This window comes from Bradyrhizobium sp. MOS003 (assembly GCF_003020125.1).
Taxonomy (GTDB): domain Bacteria; phylum Pseudomonadota; class Alphaproteobacteria; order Rhizobiales; family Xanthobacteraceae; genus Bradyrhizobium.
This window is the reverse complement of sequence record NZ_PYFW01000002.1, coordinates 13,639-26,265: the sequence shown is the minus strand read 5'-3', so window position 1 is coordinate 26,265 and position 12,627 is coordinate 13,639. Positions and strand designations below refer to the sequence as shown.

The following is a 12,627-nucleotide window of genomic DNA, read 5'->3' as shown; positions in this document are numbered from 1 at the left end:
CTCCCCGCTTGCGGGGAGAGGCCGGAATTCGCGCTGAAAGCGCGGATTCCGGGTGAGGGGGACTCTCCGCGATTCGGCTGTTACCTTCCTCGTGGAGACTCCCACTCACCCCAACGCTCTCCCCGAAAGCGCGGCGAGGGGGTCTTCCATTCACGCCGCAATCTTCACCGGCAGCTCTTCCAGACCCTTCACGAAGCTGGAATAGACCCGCTTCGGCTCGCCGACCACATCAATATGGTCGAAACGTCTAAGGATTTCTTCCCAAATTATCTTGAGCTGGAGTTCAGCAAGCCTGAGACCCACGCAGCGGTGGATGCCGAAGCCGAAGGACAGATGCGTGCGCGGGCGGGCGCGGTCGATGATGAAGTCGTAGGGCTTCTCGATCGCCTCCTCGTCCCGGTTGCCCGAGACGTACCACATCACGACCTTGTCACCTTTCTTGATCTGCTTGCCGCGGAACTCGAAGTCGGCGAGTGCGGTGCGCCGCATATGCGCCAGCGGCGTCTGCCAGCGGATTACCTCAGGAACGAAACTGTCGAGCAATGCGGGGTTTTCGCGCAGCTTGCGATATTGCTCCGGATGCTGGCTCAGCGCGAGCAGAGAGCCCGACATCGTGTTGCGCGTGGTGTCGTTGCCGCCGACGATCAACAGCACGAGATTGCCGAGGAAGTTCTTGGCGTCCATGTCGCGTGTCGCGGCGCCATGCGCCATCATCGAGAGCAGATCGCTCTTCGGCGGCTGCGCGATGCGCTCCTTCCACAGCCTCGCGAAATAGCCGGCGCATTCGGCCAGCTCGGCCTGCCGCTCGTCTTCGGTTGCGACGAGCCCGTCAGGGCCGGGAATCGTGGTGGCGATATCGGACCAGCGCGTCAGCTTGCGACGGTCCTCCCAGGGGAAATCGAACAGCACGGCCAGCATCTGCGTGGTGAGTTCGATCGAGACGCGATCGACCCAGTCGAACACTTCACCGCGCGGCAGATTGTCGAGGCACTCCGCCGAGCGCTTGCGGATGTTGAGCGCGAGATTGTCCAGATGCGTCGGCGTGAACATCGGTGCCACGGTCTTGCGCTGCGCGGCATGGCGCGGCGGGTCCATCGAGATGAAGCTCTCGCGGCGCAGGTCGGGGTCGATATCGCGGATGGTAATGCCGCCGAGCGAGGAGGCCGAGGAGAACACGGCGTGGTTGGTCTCGATCTCCATGATGTCGTTGTAGCGCGTCACCGACCAATAGGGTCCGAACATCGAGTCCTTGCAATAGTGCACGGGATCTTCCCGGCGCAGCCGATCGAAATACGGCCAGAACGTATCGGTCCTGAACAATTCCGGATCGCCCGGATCGAATTGCTCCAGCGGCAGTGTCGACGCACGCTCGCGCAATGCGTCGAGCTTGGCCGCGCTCTCAATGGTCCCATGCATGACCGTTCTCCCTGGCACGTACCGCGCGTTCTCGTTGAATTCTGCGCTGCGGTATTTGATTTGCAATTACAGCCGGTTGTCCCCGCCGGAGCAAGGGCGAGTTTTGTCACAACCGACCTTTGCGAGAGGGTTGGATGCGTAGTCTGGATGAGCGAAGCGACATCCGGGACTTTGCTCGCGCGGTCCAGGGTATCGCTCCCCTCACCCGGGCTACAGGACCTGGCCAGCGTGACCCTCCGCACACCGTTTGTCGTGAATTCGTGCCAGAAACCGACTGGAATCGAGGCAAATCGAACCCCGCCATCTCAGGGGCGACTAACCTCTGATCTATAGTTTGACCCGACCAAGACCGCATCCCGAGGTTGCCACCGTGAACGACATGCAATGGACCCCGATCGGCTTCGAGCCCCTGCCGCCGCCGCTGCCGCCCACGCGGGTCGATTTCAGCGGTGACCGCACCGAATTCCGGAAAATGGTCACCAAGGGTGCCATGCTGGAGCTCGTCACCTTCGGCTTCTACCGGTTCTGGCTGGTCACCGACATTCGCCGTCATCTGTGGGCGAACACCGCGATCGATGGCGATGCTGCCGAATATACCGGCCGCGCCAAGGAGCTTTTGGTCGGCTTCCTGTTCGCGCTCGCGATCCTGGTGCCGATCTACCTCGCCTACTTCCTGATCGGCATCGAATTCGAGCGCTGGCAGGGCTTTGCCTCGACGCCGCTGTTCATCGGCTTCTACGCCTTCGGCCAGTTCGCGATTTTTCGCGCGCGGCGCTACCGGCTGACGCGCACGGTCTGGCGCGGCGTTCGCTTTTGGATGGACGGCTCGGGCTGGGCCTATTCGTTCCGCGCCATGGCGTGGGGCTTGCTCACGTTGCTGACGCTCGGCCTGGCGCTCCCCTGGCGCGCGGCCGCGCTCGAACGCTACAAGATGCAGCACAGCCATTACGGCGATTTACGCGGCGATTTCGAGGGCGACGGCTGGACCCTCTTCAAGCGCGCCTGGTGGCTATGGCTGCTCAGCCCGATCGCGCTGCTGATTTTCCCGCTCGCACCGTTCTTCTATGCCGAGTTCAAGGCGCGCGAATGGCGCTGGTGGCTCGACGGCATCCGCATCGGCGGCGTCAGCCTGTCCTCGGACCTGCCGCACGACGCCTTCTACGGCCTGTATTGGAAGGTGATCGGCTGGTGGACGCTGCTCTCGATGGCTTTCTCCGCCTATCTCGGCGGCAGCGCCTTGCTGGTCGTCCAGCTGAGCGGCGTTCCGGCGGATCAGGTGTTCGGCTCCGACAATGCCGCCAGGAGCATCCCGTTGATGCTGATGATGGTGATTGGCTATCTCGCCCTGGCGCTGGCGATCAACATCGTCATGCGGGTCTATCTTCAGCGTGATCTCTGGGCCAAGGTGCTGGAGACCGTCGAGGTGCACGACATCGCGGCCGCGGCGGACGTGCGCGGCAGCGGTCAGCTTGCCAGCGCGCTCGGCGAAGGTTTTGCCGACGGGCTCGATGTCGCGGGATTCTGAGCTGTGAGTGACGTGTTTGCCGAGGCGCCGGCGCAGTCCGCCAAGCCGACCATCTTCTTCGACGGCACGTCGAGCCGAAGACGGCAGGTGATACTGACGTTCGCCGATGCGCTCGAAATCCTCGAGGAGGGCGGTGCACTGGTTCGCTGGGCCTATGCCGACATCCGCCGCGCCGACAGTCCGGCCGGGATCTTGCGCCTGGCGTGCACCACGGCGCCGCCGCTGGCGCGGCTCGAGATCCGCGACGCGGCGCTGGCCGCTGACGTGACGGTCCGCTGCACTCACCTCGACGAGCACGGGACCTCGCGCCGCGGCGTCGCAAAGATCGTCGGCTGGTCGGTGGCCGCTGCCGTCTCCATCGTCTGCGTCGTGCTGTTCGGCGTGCCGCTCGCCGCCGACCGTCTAGCGCCGCTGGTCCCGAAACCGATCGAGCGGCGCATCGGCGATGCCTCCGAAGTCCAGGTGAAGACCATCTTCGGCCGCAGCGTGTGCGAAGACCCCGCCGGCAAGGCCGCGTTCACGAAGCTGGTCAACCGCCTGCGCGATGCCGCCGGCCTCGACGACGATTCCATGACGGCGGGCGTGCTGCCGACCCCGGTGCCGAACGCGTTCGCGCTGCCCGGCGGCAAGGTCTATGTGTTGAGGGGCCTGCTCGACAAGGCGCAGAACCCCGACGAACTCGCCGGCATCCTCGCCCACGAGCTCGGCCATCTCAAGCATTACGACAACATGCGCGGCCTGATCTACAACGGCGGCACCTCGTTCCTGATCGGCCTGTTGTTCGGCGACGTCACCGGCTCATCCGCCGTGATCTTCGCCTCGCGTAGCGTGGTCGAAGCCTCCTATTCGCGCGAGGCAGAGACCGCTGCCGATACGTTCGCGATCGAGGTCATGCACAAGCTCGGCCGCTCGCCGAAGCCCGCTTTTGAACTGATGTACCGCATCACCGGCAAGGAGGGCGGCTCCACGCTGACGACGATCCTCGCCAGCCACCCGCTGACCGAGGACCGCCTCGCGCGCATGACGAGGGAGGATCGCCCGGCCTCCGGCCCGCCGCTGCTGACCGACAAGGAGTGGCAATCCCTGAAGCTGATCTGCGGCAGCGGGAAGGTGTGAGGGCGCGCCCTCAGCGTGTTACTTCGTCGGCGCGGCAGGCGGGTTCGACCCGGTCGTGACGTTCGGCGCCGTGTTCGGGTTCGCGGTCGTGGTCTGTGGGCCAAGCTGGCGGCCATTGTAGAAGAACACGGTGGCGATCACGGCAATCACGAACATCGCGCCAATGGCCCAGCCCACCGGGCTGTTGTGACGTGCTCGGTTGGTTCCGGGATTATCGTTCTGAAGGGGCATCGGTGTCTCCATGCTTGAGCAGGAGAACCTCGTGCCGGGGTCGCGGTTCCTAAATGGGGATACTCATCGCGTTCCGTAGGCGCGGTCGCCGGCATCGCCGAGGCCCGGCAGGATGAAGCCGTTGTCGTCCAGGCCCTCGTCCACCGCCGCGGTCCAGATCGGCACGTCCGGATGCAGGCCGCGCAGCCGTTCGAGCCCTTCAGGTGCCGCAATCAGGCAGGCGAGGCGGATGTCCTTTGCGCCGCGCTCCTTGAGCCGGTCGATGGCGGCCACAGTCGTGTTGGCGGTGGCGACGACAGGCGTCACCACGATGGCCAGGCGCTCGCTGAGGTCGGACGGCGATTTGAAGAAATACTCGACCGCGGCAAAGCTGTGCGGCTCGCGGTAGAGCCCGATATGGGCGACGCGCGCGGTCGGCACCAGATCCATCATGCCGTCGACGAAGGTGGTGCCGGCGCGCAGCATCGGCACGAACACCAGCTTCTTGCCCGCGATCTTGGCCGAGTGCATCGTCGCCAGCGGTGTCTCGATCACGGTGTCGGCGAGCGGCAGATCCCGCGTCACCTCGTAGCAAAGCAGCATGCCGATCTCCTTGATCAGCTCGCGGAACGACTTTGTCGAGATGGATTTGTCCCGCACCAGCGTCAGCTTGTGCTGCACCAGCGGATGATCGACGATCGTGACGCCTTCCATGGGATGCTCTCTTCTTCCCTTCTCCCCCTGTGGGAGAAGGTGGCGCGAAGCGCCGGATGAGGGGTCTGCTTCCACGAACTCAAGCGAGAGATATGTCCGTGGAGGCAGACCCCTCACCCGCCTCGCTTTCGCGAGGCACCCTCTCCCACAAGGGGAGAGGGCTAGAAAACCGTGCCGTCGCTGATCACCTTGATGGGCGGTGAACCGTCGGGCCGGCGCGCAAACGCAATGGCACGGCCGGCGGCCCAGGTGCCGCCTTCCAATATGCTGGCAAGCGGCAGGGACTCCGGCGTGCGGCCGAGCTTTGCGCGAACCAGTTCGGCCAGCCGGTCCAGCAGCGCCACCGTCAACGCACGCCATTCCACGACCAGCAGCGAATCCACCGCATGCGCGCGCTCGGCATCCGCGGCGTCGCGTAACCGCAGCACCTCGTGATCGACGAACAGCCCGCCGTTGCGATATTCGGCAAGCCCGGTCAGGCCGTCGATGTCGGTGACGTCGAGGCCGGCGCGCTGCAGCGGCTCGATCAGCGAATAGCTCAGCCATTGCGACAGCTTGTGCAGCGGCACGAGGCCGGCCGTTCCGTCGTCCGCCTTGATCGCCGGGTGCCGCCAGCAATCGCCGAGCGGGACGCCCGCGAGTTCGAGCCGCGACGGCCAGATCGGTCCGAGCTGGTTCAGCACCGCCGACAGGATCGCGGGCGCGGCAACGGCGCCGCTATTCGCCTGCGCCGCGATGTGGTCGAACAGGCCGCCCGGACGCGGCGTATCGCACAGGCCGAAGACGTCGGCGCGCTCGGCGACGTGCCGGCCCAGACGCCGCAACAGATCGGTGCGCCCGTCGAGCCCGACCAGCGGATTGGCATCGCTCACCTGAAAGGCTGACGTGAGTGCGGCGAGCGGCAGCTTTGCCAACACCTCGGCATCGGCCCTGAAGGGGCTGCGCGCATCACCCGAGAAAAGACCACTCGCGAACATGTCGAGGCTCGCGATAGCGAGCCCCTCGGACCGGCCGATGCTCCCGCCCGTCGGGGCATCGCGATATCGCCACACCGCGCCCGCGCCGGCATCGAGCAGCACGCTGACGATGGCGAGGTCGAACTCCGCGCGCGCCCGCGCGGCGCGATCCGGCCACGAGGCCGCGTCGGCTAGCCTCGCCCAGCGATCGGTGCCGCCGATCACAAAGTGCCGCCAGCGCGCGTGGAACGGAATCTCCGGCGTCGGATAGGCTTTGCGCGTCACCGCGAGCACGGCCTCCGCGACGCCATCCATGCGGTCGAGATCAATCGTGAAGTGGCTCAAGCCGCCGGCAAGGCCAATCTCCAGCATCTGCCCGGCCCGCGCGCGCACCGCATCTGCGGTGAGTAGCGAGCGTGCGTGCAATTCCAAAGCGTTCGCCATCGCGCGATCAGTATTTTTCCAGCGAACGCCCGACCACGCCGTTCACGTCCTTCTCCGGCGCGATGTCGGTCGAGTAATAGCCGGCGGCCTTCTTCGCGGCGATCTCGACATGGGCGTCGGCGGGAATCAGCTCCAGCGGGATCGGCACGCGCTCGACGATGTCGATGCCCTGCGAGGTCAGCGCATCGTGCTTCATGTCGCTCATCGACAGGAAGCGGTCGATGCGCTTCAGGCCGAGCCAATGGATCGTGTCCGGCATCAATTGCTGGAAGCGGGCATCCTGGACGCCCGCGACGCATTCGGTGCGCTCGAAATAAGCGGCGGCCGCATCGCCGTCCTCCTGGCGCTTGCGCGCATTGTAGACCAGGAATTTCGTGACCTCGCCGAGCGCGCGGCCTTCCTTGCGGTTGTAGATCACGAGCCCGAGCCCGCCCTCCTGCGCGCCGCGCGCGGATTCCTCGATGCCGTGGATGAGATAGGGCCGGCAGGTGCAGATGTCGGAGCCGAACACGTCGGAGCCGTTGCACTCGTCATGCACGCGGCAGGTGATCTTGGTGCGATGGTCCGGCAGTTTCGTCACATCGCCGAACATGTAGACGGTGGTGCCGCCGATCGGCGGCAGGAACACCTTCATGTCCGGACGCGTGACGAGTTCGGGGAACATGCCGGCGGTCTGTTCGAACAGCGTGCGCCGCAGCTCGGTCTCGCCGGTGCCGAAGCGCTCCGCAAGGCCGGGCAGGTACCAGACCGGATCAATCGCGATCTTCACCACGGAGACGCTGCCATTGGCGTGCACGACCTCGCCGTCGGCGCGTAAGCGTTTTGCGGCCAGCGCCTCGCGGATCTCCGGCAGGTCGAGCCGCGCGCGGGTCACCGCGATGCTGGGCCTGATGTCGGATCCCTCGGCGATTTCCTTGCCGAAATTCTCGGCGACCAGATGCCCCCACGGATCGAGCGCGACGATCTTGGCGGGATCGCGCCATTGCTCGAACGGGCCGATGGTCGCGGCCGGAAAGGTGTTGGTGAGGTCGGGCCTCCTGATCGGATCGAGCGCGCCGGCGGACACTGCGAGCGCACGGTACATCGCATAGGACCCGCCATGGCTGCCGATCACGTTGCGATCCCCGGCGCGCGACACCGTGCCGATGATCGGCCCGCGGGCTCGCGCGTCCGCGGCACCCCAATGGATCGGGAAGGCGGCTGCCCGGCCCGGCTCCGGATGGGAGGTCAGGCGGATGTGGTCGGTACGGTTCGCGCGGCTCATGACCAAACTCCCAAAAAGCCAACGGCCCGCCGCTCGGACGGGCCTGGCTTGGTCGCGGCGCCACCGGCGACGCAAGATCAATCCAACATATTGTAGCGGCCGGTGACGACAGACAAGTTAATGGTGTCCGGGCAGGCCTTCGCCGCCGATGCCGTTCAGGCAGGCCCATGCGTGCCCGGCCGAACGGCGCCGGCGACGTTTCGTGAGCTATATCTATGTAATTGTTCGTATTTTTGAAGGGGCGGCGTTCCGGAGGCGGCTAGACCAGCTCGCGGTCGCCCTTCGGCGTCCGGATCACCGCGCGAAACGAAGGCGCGGGATCGTGACTGAAGCGGATGCGCGGATCATCCAGGAAGCCCGAAAGCGCCGCTTCGATCGTGTCCGCCTCGGGATGCCGGATCTCGAACGCCACCAGCGAACAGCCGAGTTCGGCCATGCGCGAGGCCGGATGGGGACCTGCTGGCCACTCGATGATGGTCGGGAACGCGCCGCCAAACGGCATCGAACCATCCGGCGGGACGGAGATCAGCCATTCGAGAGTGCCGCGCGTCACCGTGATTGCCGGTCTGGCGGCATGCGGCATGGTTGCGAGCGCGGATTTGATGTCCGACGTGTTCGCAACCCACGTCACGAGCCGGGGTGACAACTCCAGCGCCGCATGCGCGCGCTGATCGTCCAGCGCGAACCAGCGCGGCCGGGTTGGTGCCGGCGCTGACGGGTTCGGCGCGATGACTTCGAGGAACGAGGTCTCGCTCAGCCGCAGCAGGTGATTATGCGTTCCCATCAGCGGATGCGCCCCGCCGGCAGGCGGCGCAATGCCGAGTGCCTGCTCGACATAGGCAACGCCCTCGGCGAGGTCGTTGGCGGCGACGGTAATGTGGTCGAGACGAAGCATGACGAGCAACCCAATTCATTCCTGCGCGCTTCAGCGAAGCACAATCTCCGTTAGCGCATTCGGCTCGGCCTGGCTGCCTCCAATCGGATGGCTGGACAAATTGTATATGTTCAGACATATCGTATAGACCGCAGGAGAACGCCATGTCCGCCGCCAGCTATTTCGATCCCCGCAATGGAAGGCTCTATCCCCTCGACCAGCCGCGCTGGTGCTCGGACGAGCGCACGCCGTTGCTGGTGACGCCGGGGGCGGGCATTTCGCGCGAGGACATCGACGGTCGCGCGCGATCGCTCTGGCGCTACCGCGCGGCGCTGCCGGTCGAGATCGAGAGCCCGATCACGCTCGGCGAGGGTTGTACGCCGCTGGTCCAGCAGGCGTGGGGTGATTTGCGGCCGTTCTTCAAGCTCGAATGGTTCAACCCGACCGGCAGCTTCAAGGATCGCGGCTCGGCGGTGATGCTGTCGTTCCTGCGCCAGATCGGCGTCGACGCCATTCTGGAAGACTCCTCCGGCAATGGCGGCTCTTCGATGGCCGGCATCGGCGCTGCCGGCGGCATGCGCGTCAAGATCCTGGCGCCGGCCTCGACGTCGCCGGCCAAGATCGCGCAGGTGCGAGCCTATGGGGCGACGGTTCAACTCGTGGAGGGGCCGCGTGAGGAGTCGGAGGCCGAGGCCATTCGACAGTCGAGCCGGACTTTTTACGCCAGCCACAACTGGCAGCCCTTGTTTCTGGAGGGCACCAAATCGCTCGCCTATGAAATCTGGGAGGATCTTGGTTTCCGCGCGCCCGACAACGTCATCGTTCCCGTCGGCGCCGGCTCGAGCCTGCTCGGCTGCGCCTTCGGCTTCCGCGAGCTCAGGAAGGCCGGCCAGATCACAAAGCTGCCGCGGCTGTTCGCGGCGCAGCCACTGAACTGCTCGCCGATCGATGCAAGCTTCAAGGCCGGCGTCGATACGCCCGTGGCGCGCGAGGTGAGCAAGACCATCGCCGAGGGTACGGCGATCAAGAATCCCCTGCGCCTGCGCGAGATCATCGCGGCCCTGCGCGAGAGCGGCGGCGGCACCGTCGCGCTTGCCGAGGACGAGATCGTCGCCGCCCTGCGCCGCCTGGCGCGACAAGGCTTGTTTGCCGAGCCGACCAGCGCCAGCGCGGCTGCGGCACTCGACAAGCTCTCGGCCTCCGGCGCCATCAAGGCGAACGAGACCAGTGTGGCGGTCCTCACCGGCACTGGCCTCAAGGCGGCAACCACCGTCGCCGATCTCGTGCACTAGGGCCGCGCGATGAGCCGCAGCAAGAGCGCCGTAGCGCGCAAGACCACCCCCGAGCAGAAGCTGCTGTTCGATCAGCTTCGGCAGGTCGCGCAGGGCCTCGGCGAAACTTTCGCGCCGTTCTGCGAGGTCGTGCTTCACGATCTCACTGATCCCCGGCAGGCGATCGTCGCCATTCACAACAACCTCTCGGGCCGCAAGGTTGGCCAGCCCGCGACCGAGCTTGGCCTCGCCCGCATCGCTGATCCCGACTATGCGCAGGTGATCTCGAACTACGCCAACAGCTTTGCCGACGGCCGGCAGGCCAAGAGCACGTCGATCGGCATCAAGGGCGCGGACGGGGCTTACGTCGCCGCGCTCTGCCTCAACGTCGATCTCACCCTTTTCCAGGGTCTGCAGAGCGCCATCGGCCAGTTCGTCAGCGTCGATACGCAAAGCACCCCGCGCGAGTCGATCAATCCCGTCGGCGCCGAGGCCATCCGCGCCCAGATCGACCAGTTCGCCGCGCGCCGCGCCACCACGCCGCGCGCGCTGGCCACGGAAGATCGCCGCGTTCTCCTGCGCGAGCTGCGCGAGGCCGGCTGCATGGAGGTGCGCCGCGCCTCGGACATCATCGCCGCCCATCTCGGGGTGTCGCGTGCCACGGTGTATGCCGATGCCCGCTGATGTGATGGAGCTCGAAACGCCCTGCCTGCTGCTCGACGAGGCGCGGCTCCGCGCCAATGTCGCGCGGATGAAGGTGCATCTCGGCCAGCTCGGCGTCGCCTTCCGTCCGCACCTGAAGACCGCGAAATCGCTCGACGTCGCGCGGATCGCGATGAGTTCGCCGGCAGGGCCGGCAACGGTCTCGACCTTGCGCGAGGCGGAATACTTTGCCGCCGGCGGCGTGCGCGACATGATCTACGCCGTCGGCATCGCCCCCGCCAAGCTGCCGCGCGTCTCTTCCATCCGAGCCGCCGGCGCCGACCTCGCCGTGATCCTCGACAGCATCGAGCAGGCCGATGCCGTCGCCGCACATGCGACACGCACCGGCGATGCCATCCCGGCCTTGATCGAGGTCGATGCGGACGGCCACCGCTCCGGTGTCGCGCCAGCCGATGCGGCAACGCTCGCCGCCATCGGCCGGCGTCTCGTCGCGGGCGGTGCGGCCCTGCGCGGCGTGCTGCTCCATGCCGGCGACAGCTATGCGCTGAGCGATCCCCCGGCGATTGCGGATGCCGCCGAGGCCGAACGCATCGCGGCCGTGACCGCGGCCAATGCGCTGCGCAGCGCGGGCCTGCCGTGCCCGATCGTCAGCGTCGGCTCGACACCGACCGCGCGCTACGCGCGCGATCTCACGGGAGTCACCGAGGTGCGCGCCGGCGTCTTCATGTTCGGCGATCTCTATCAGGCCGGCGTCAGCTCGGTCGATGTCGGCGACATCGCGCTGTCGGTGCTGGCCACCGTGATCGGACACCAGAAGGCGAAAGGCTGGATCATCGTCGATGCCGGCTGGATGGCGCTGTCGCGCGATCGCGGCACGGCAAAGCAGGCGGTCGATCAGGGCTATGGGCTGGTCTGCGATCTCGCCGGGCAGCCCTATCCCGATCTCGTCGTGGCCGACGCCAATCAGGAGCACGGCATCGTGGCGTTGCGCAAAGGCGCGACGGCCGGGCTGCCCGACCTGCCGATCGGCACACGGATCCGCATCCTCACCAACCACGCCTGCGCCACCGGCGCGCAATATGATCGCTATCACGTGCTCGATGCTGCCGGCGCCGTCAGCGCAGTCTGGCCGCGCGTCAACGGCTGGTAGCAGGCACCTCACTCCTTCAAATCATTCACCTGCTTCACCCAGCTGCGCACGTCGGCGAGCACGGTGGGCAGCACCGCCTTGACCTCGGTGACGGTCATGCCCGCCTTGATGCGGGGGTCGTACAGAAGATTGAGGATGTACTGGTCGTAGACGTCGAAATAACCCATCGAGACGTTGTCGTTGAACATGGTCCAGGGCACGCTCGCGGTGTCGTTGATGGGCCCGAGCGATTGCAACAGCTCCTCATAGGCGCAGTCGAGGAAGACGAAATCGCCGTTGTCGACGGTGAGGATGACGTCGGAATGCTCGATCTCGAAATTGTCGTTCTTGCGGAAGCCGGACAGGCATTGGGGGTCGAGCGAGGTGCGGATCTCGCGCGCCTTCTCGGCACCGTAGAAGCTGGTGAGGGTGCGGAACAGGTCGCGGTCGCGCACCAGCTTCACCCGCACGTTGGCCGCTTCGTTGCTGTCGATCATGGCGATGTCGAGATGCTGCACGCGCTTGCCGATGTCGGCCACGACCTTGGCGAGCTGCGTCTTGCGGTCGGCGCGGTCGCTCTCGGCGAACACGCGCACCGGTCCGTCGAATTTGCGGATGCGGTCGACGCGGCCGGCGAGATGATATTCGGCGCCGAATGCCGTCTTCAGGAAGCCCTCCACGATCTCGCCGTCGGTAAAATTCTTCTTCTCGACGCGCTGGCGCGAGGCGACCGCGGGCAATTCGCCCGCCGCCGCCGGGGTTGCGGGGGCAGGCGCGCATGCGAGCGCGGCGAACGCCAGCAGCGCGATGCGAAGGGAAGCCGAGGGCGGATTCAATGCGCTCATCGTCGTGCGACGCTGCCGTATTCACATCGCGCGCACAAGACCGCAGATTCACGCGGCCTGCGGGTTCCGGCATGCAGCGTGATTTGTCGTGATCCAGCTGGAGCCGCGGTCTTGCTCAAACCTCTCCCGCTTGCGGGAGAGGTCGCGCCGAAGGCGGGGGTGAGGGCTCTCTCCTCTTGGGGAGTCCCACTGCTGAGACA

12 protein-coding genes are annotated in these 12,627 nt (G+C 66.2%); 5 read left to right on the top strand and 7 right to left on the bottom strand.

Going from position 1 to position 12,627, the window contains the following annotated elements; translation table 11 throughout:
- Positions 1–150: 150 nt before the first annotated feature.
- The gene (locus tag C7G42_RS10500; RefSeq protein ID WP_106948948.1) at positions 151–1,416 is read right to left on the bottom strand and encodes a cytochrome P450; all 1,266 of its coding nucleotides are present in this window, start codon (positions 1,414–1,416) and stop codon (positions 151–153) included.
- Positions 1,417–1,795: 379 nt separating this feature from the next.
- On the opposite strand from C7G42_RS10500, the gene C7G42_RS10495 reads away from it, so the two are divergent.
- The gene (locus C7G42_RS10495; protein ID WP_245427714.1) at positions 1,796–2,941 is read left to right on the top strand and encodes a DUF898 family protein; all 1,146 of its coding nucleotides are present in this window, start codon (positions 1,796–1,798) and stop codon (positions 2,939–2,941) included.
- 3 nt (positions 2,942–2,944) lie between these two features.
- Entirely contained in the window at positions 2,945–4,057 is a 1,113-nt protein-coding gene (locus C7G42_RS10490) for a M48 family metallopeptidase (RefSeq protein WP_106948946.1), read from the top strand.
- A gap of 18 nt (positions 4,058–4,075) precedes the next feature.
- Here C7G42_RS10490 and C7G42_RS10485 read toward each other — a convergent pair whose 3' ends face one another.
- The 5 genes from C7G42_RS10485 to C7G42_RS10465 form a co-directional block, all read right to left on the bottom strand.
- Positions 4,076–4,288 (bottom strand): hypothetical protein, encoded by a 213-nt coding sequence (locus C7G42_RS10485; RefSeq protein WP_106949670.1) that lies wholly within the window; start codon positions 4,286–4,288, stop codon positions 4,076–4,078.
- Between the two features lie 63 nt (positions 4,289–4,351).
- Positions 4,352–4,981 (bottom strand): uracil phosphoribosyltransferase, encoded by a 630-nt coding sequence (gene upp / locus C7G42_RS10480; protein WP_094972845.1) that lies wholly within the window; start codon positions 4,979–4,981, stop codon positions 4,352–4,354.
- A 161-nt stretch (positions 4,982–5,142) separates the two neighbouring features.
- Positions 5,143–6,381 (bottom strand): URC4/urg3 family protein, encoded by a 1,239-nt coding sequence (locus tag C7G42_RS10475; RefSeq protein WP_106948945.1) that lies wholly within the window; start codon positions 6,379–6,381, stop codon positions 5,143–5,145.
- A gap of 7 nt (positions 6,382–6,388) precedes the next feature.
- Positions 6,389–7,645, bottom strand: a complete 1,257-nt coding sequence (locus C7G42_RS10470) for a GTP cyclohydrolase II (protein WP_106948944.1) — start codon at positions 7,643–7,645, stop codon at positions 6,389–6,391.
- Positions 7,646–7,904: 259 nt separating this feature from the next.
- A complete protein-coding gene (locus C7G42_RS10465; RefSeq protein ID WP_106949669.1) occupies positions 7,905–8,540 on the bottom strand; it encodes a VOC family protein in 636 nt (211 codons plus the stop codon).
- A gap of 143 nt (positions 8,541–8,683) precedes the next feature.
- Between C7G42_RS10465 and C7G42_RS10460 the strand changes: the two genes are divergently transcribed.
- Genes C7G42_RS10460 through C7G42_RS10450 form a run of 3 tightly spaced genes read left to right on the top strand, consistent with a single transcriptional unit; the run spans position 8,684 to position 11,603 of the window.
- Entirely contained in the window at positions 8,684–9,811 is a 1,128-nt protein-coding gene (locus tag C7G42_RS10460; RefSeq protein WP_106948943.1) for a threonine synthase, read from the top strand.
- A 9-nt stretch (positions 9,812–9,820) separates the two neighbouring features.
- Positions 9,821–10,474 (top strand): helix-turn-helix transcriptional regulator, encoded by a 654-nt coding sequence (locus C7G42_RS10455; RefSeq protein WP_106948942.1) that lies wholly within the window; start codon positions 9,821–9,823, stop codon positions 10,472–10,474.
- The gene (locus tag C7G42_RS10450; protein WP_199580821.1) at positions 10,458–11,603 is read left to right on the top strand and encodes a DSD1 family PLP-dependent enzyme; all 1,146 of its coding nucleotides are present in this window, start codon (positions 10,458–10,460) and stop codon (positions 11,601–11,603) included. The genes C7G42_RS10455 and C7G42_RS10450 overlap by 17 nt, the downstream gene beginning before the upstream one ends.
- A gap of 8 nt (positions 11,604–11,611) precedes the next feature.
- Here C7G42_RS10450 and C7G42_RS10445 read toward each other — a convergent pair whose 3' ends face one another.
- Positions 11,612–12,427, bottom strand: coding sequence for a DUF2927 domain-containing protein (locus tag C7G42_RS10445; protein WP_106948941.1), 816 nt, complete (start codon positions 12,425–12,427; stop codon positions 11,612–11,614).
- Positions 12,428–12,627 lie beyond the last annotated feature (200 nt).

Bases quoted from the DNA above. Each gene is read 5' to 3' on its own strand.
- C7G42_RS10445 (WP_106948941.1), bottom strand. From the start codon at position 12,427: ATGAGCGCATTGAATCCGCCCTCGGCTTCCCTTCGCATCGCGCTGCTG.
- C7G42_RS10465 (WP_106949669.1), bottom strand. From the start codon at position 8,540: ATGCTTCGTCTCGACCACATTACCGTCGCCGCCAACGACCTCGCCGAG.
- C7G42_RS10460 (WP_106948943.1), top strand. From the start codon at position 8,684: ATGTCCGCCGCCAGCTATTTCGATCCCCGCAATGGAAGGCTCTATCCC.
- C7G42_RS10500 (WP_106948948.1), bottom strand. From the start codon at position 1,416: ATGCATGGGACCATTGAGAGCGCGGCCAAGCTCGACGCATTGCGCGAG.
- C7G42_RS10470 (WP_106948944.1), bottom strand. From the start codon at position 7,645: ATGAGCCGCGCGAACCGTACCGACCACATCCGCCTGACCTCCCATCCG.
- C7G42_RS10450 (WP_199580821.1), top strand. From the start codon at position 10,458: ATGCCGATGCCCGCTGATGTGATGGAGCTCGAAACGCCCTGCCTGCTG.
- C7G42_RS10475 (WP_106948945.1), bottom strand. From the start codon at position 6,381: ATGGCGAACGCTTTGGAATTGCACGCACGCTCGCTACTCACCGCAGAT.
- C7G42_RS10455 (WP_106948942.1), top strand. From the start codon at position 9,821: ATGAGCCGCAGCAAGAGCGCCGTAGCGCGCAAGACCACCCCCGAGCAG.
- C7G42_RS10485 (WP_106949670.1), bottom strand. From the start codon at position 4,288: ATGCCCCTTCAGAACGATAATCCCGGAACCAACCGAGCACGTCACAAC.
- upp (WP_094972845.1), bottom strand. From the start codon at position 4,981: ATGGAAGGCGTCACGATCGTCGATCATCCGCTGGTGCAGCACAAGCTG.
- C7G42_RS10495 (WP_245427714.1), top strand. From the start codon at position 1,796: ATGCAATGGACCCCGATCGGCTTCGAGCCCCTGCCGCCGCCGCTGCCG.